The following is a 2,530-nucleotide window of genomic DNA, read 5'->3' on the forward strand; positions in this document are numbered from 1 at the left end:
CGGCCCCATATATCCGAAGAGATAAGCTGCGACCTTTCGCATCTGTATTTCTTCGGCGCCCTCGGTGATGCGATATCGGCGGTGGTGGCGATAGATATGCTCGAACGGCTTGTGGCGTGAGTAGCCGATGCCGCCATGGACCTGCATCGCGCGGTCGGCGGCTTCGCAGACGAGGCGGTTCGCCCAGTAGTTGCACATGCTGACCTTGTCGGAGAGCGTGTGTTCGATGTCCTTGTGCTCGGTGTTGTCCATGTCCCACGCCGTCTTACGGATCAGCAGCCGCAGCATTTCGGCCTGCGTCGCGAGTTCGACGAGCGGGAACTGGATCGCCTGATTCTTCGCCAGCGCCTCGCCGAACGGCTTGCGCTGGCGCGCATATTTGACGGACTCCTCGATGCAGAACACCGCGGCGCCGAGCGAGCTGGCCGCCTGCCGGATGCGGTTCTGGTGGACGAAGCTTTGCGCGATCGACAAGCCGCCGCCCTCGGGGCCGAGCCGCGCATCGTCGGGCACCCACACGTCGGTGAACGTCATGCGCGGATGGTCGGTCGGCATGTTGAACGTCCACAGATATTCATCGACGGTCATGCCCGGGGTGCCGGTGGGCACGAGCAGGCAGGTGATCCCCTTCGCATCGCCGTCATTCCCGCTGGTGCGGCAGAAGGTCGCGCAGTGCGTCGCGCTGTGCATGCCGGTGATCCACATCTTGCGCCCGTCGATCCGCCAGCCGTCGACGCCGTCCCGCGTCTCGCGAACCGCGCGCGTCTCCATATGCGTCGCATCCGATCCATGATCGGGCTCGGTCAGCCCGAACGCGGTGCGCCTTTTGCCCTCGAACCCGCCGAGGATAAACTCCTGCTTCTGCGCGTCGCTCGTCGCAAACTGCTCGAACATCTCGACGAACGGGAAGTTGCCGACGATGCTGTGCTCGTTCTGGAGGTCGTTGTGGAGCCCCAGCCCCTTCGCCGCAAAATGCTCGCGGATCACCGCCATCCACAGATTGCTGCCGTCCTGGCCGCCGTACTTCTTCGGCGCCGAGAAGCGCCAGTGGCCCGCCGCATCGGCCTTGCGGGTGGCCTGCTTCAGTAACGCCTCCCACTCTTCGCGCGGCAGCCCCTGATTGTCCCAGTCGGTGCGCGCATGCTCGCGCCGATGATCGAAGAAGCGGATATTGTCATCCGCCAGCTCGAGCGGTTTGATCTCGGCTTCGATAAACGCATCGAGCTCGTCGAGGTACGCCTGAAGCGCAGGCTCTATCGCAAAGTCCATGTCTCTCTCCCTGTTATCGTTATCCGCGCCATGCAGCGCGCGCCACGCCAAGCGCGGCATATTTGGGGCTGTCGATCGCGCATTTGTCGAGCACCGCGCGGCGCAGCCTTGCCAGCAGGCCCGGCTCGGCAAGGCTCGTGGTTCCCGACAGCAAAGCCTCTGCCAGCGCCGCATCCTCGGCGCGCGCATCGACCGATAGATCGCGCAGGACGATGCCCAGCGCGTTCATCGCGACCACCGCCTCGAACTTGGCGTGGCCCTCCGCCTGCGGTTTGATCGACCCTTCGATCCAGTCGCGCACCGCCTGCACGATCTCGCTATGGGTCGGCTCGCCGGTCGGTGCCGGTGCGGCGTCCGGCGACGGCGGCAAGGCGCGTCCCCGCTCGACCTCGGGCGCCTCGGCTTCGAGCAGCAGCAGCAGGTCGAGCTCCTGCTCGGCGGTCCGCCGCCCGATGACGACGCGCTCAACCGTCGGATCGGCGCCGCTCCGCCACGCCTGCCCCATCTGCAAACAGCCCAGCGCCCACCAGAGCGTCCGGTAGACCAGCCAGAAGCGGAACCGGTCGCGGTCGACCCTCACTCCGCCCGCCGCCTCATAGGCCGCAAAATAATCCGCGAGGCTGCCGACCCCGAACGCCGGCCGGTCGATCCGGCCAAAGCGCCACACCGTCATGCACCCGAACGCCAGATCCTCATGCGCGTCGCCGCGATGCGCCAGCTCCCAGTCGAGCACTGCGGCCAGGCCGTCTTCATCGACCATCACATTGCCCATCCGGTAATCGCCGTGGACCAGCACCGGATCGGCAGGCACAGGCAGATGATCCTCGCACCATTTGATCGCCAGCGCGATCACCGGCCGGTCGCCGCCGTACGACAGAAAGCGCGCCTTCAGCTCGGCCAGCGCTGCGCGCGTATCCATCAGCGGGATCGCCGCCGGGATCGCATCGCCCGGGATCGCATGGATATGCGCCAGCTCGCGGCCGAGGTCGGCGAGCAGCGAGCGCGGCGGATCGGCCAATATCTTCGCCGGCGACACCTCGGCCATCACCCGCCGCATCACATAACCCGTGCCCATGCCGTCGGCATCCGCCAGCACGCCCACAACCTCGGGCGCCTTCACCCCCGCAGCCTGCGCCGCCATCACCAGCGCCGCCTCGTCGCCATGCCCGAACGGACGATCCGCCATATACGCCGCCGACGGCGCACGCCGCAGCACATAGGCCCCGCCAGCCCAATCAAACGCCCAGCTCTCCATGTTCGC

The 2,530-nt window shown here is 66.7% G+C and carries 2 protein-coding genes; both read right to left on the reverse strand.

The annotated features are described in order from the left end of the window. Positions 1-1,269 (reverse strand): acyl-CoA dehydrogenase family protein (locus AC3A43_RS19840; protein ID WP_487794305.1); only part of this gene is annotated, 1,269 nt, incomplete at its 3' end. Between the two features lie 19 nt (positions 1,270-1,288). Next, the coding region (locus AC3A43_RS19845) for a phosphotransferase (protein ID WP_487794306.1) at positions 1,289-2,530 on the reverse strand (1,242 nt) is incomplete at its 5' end.

The sequence above is a fragment of the Sphingopyxis sp. Soil_C_28 genome, from assembly GCF_057657055.1.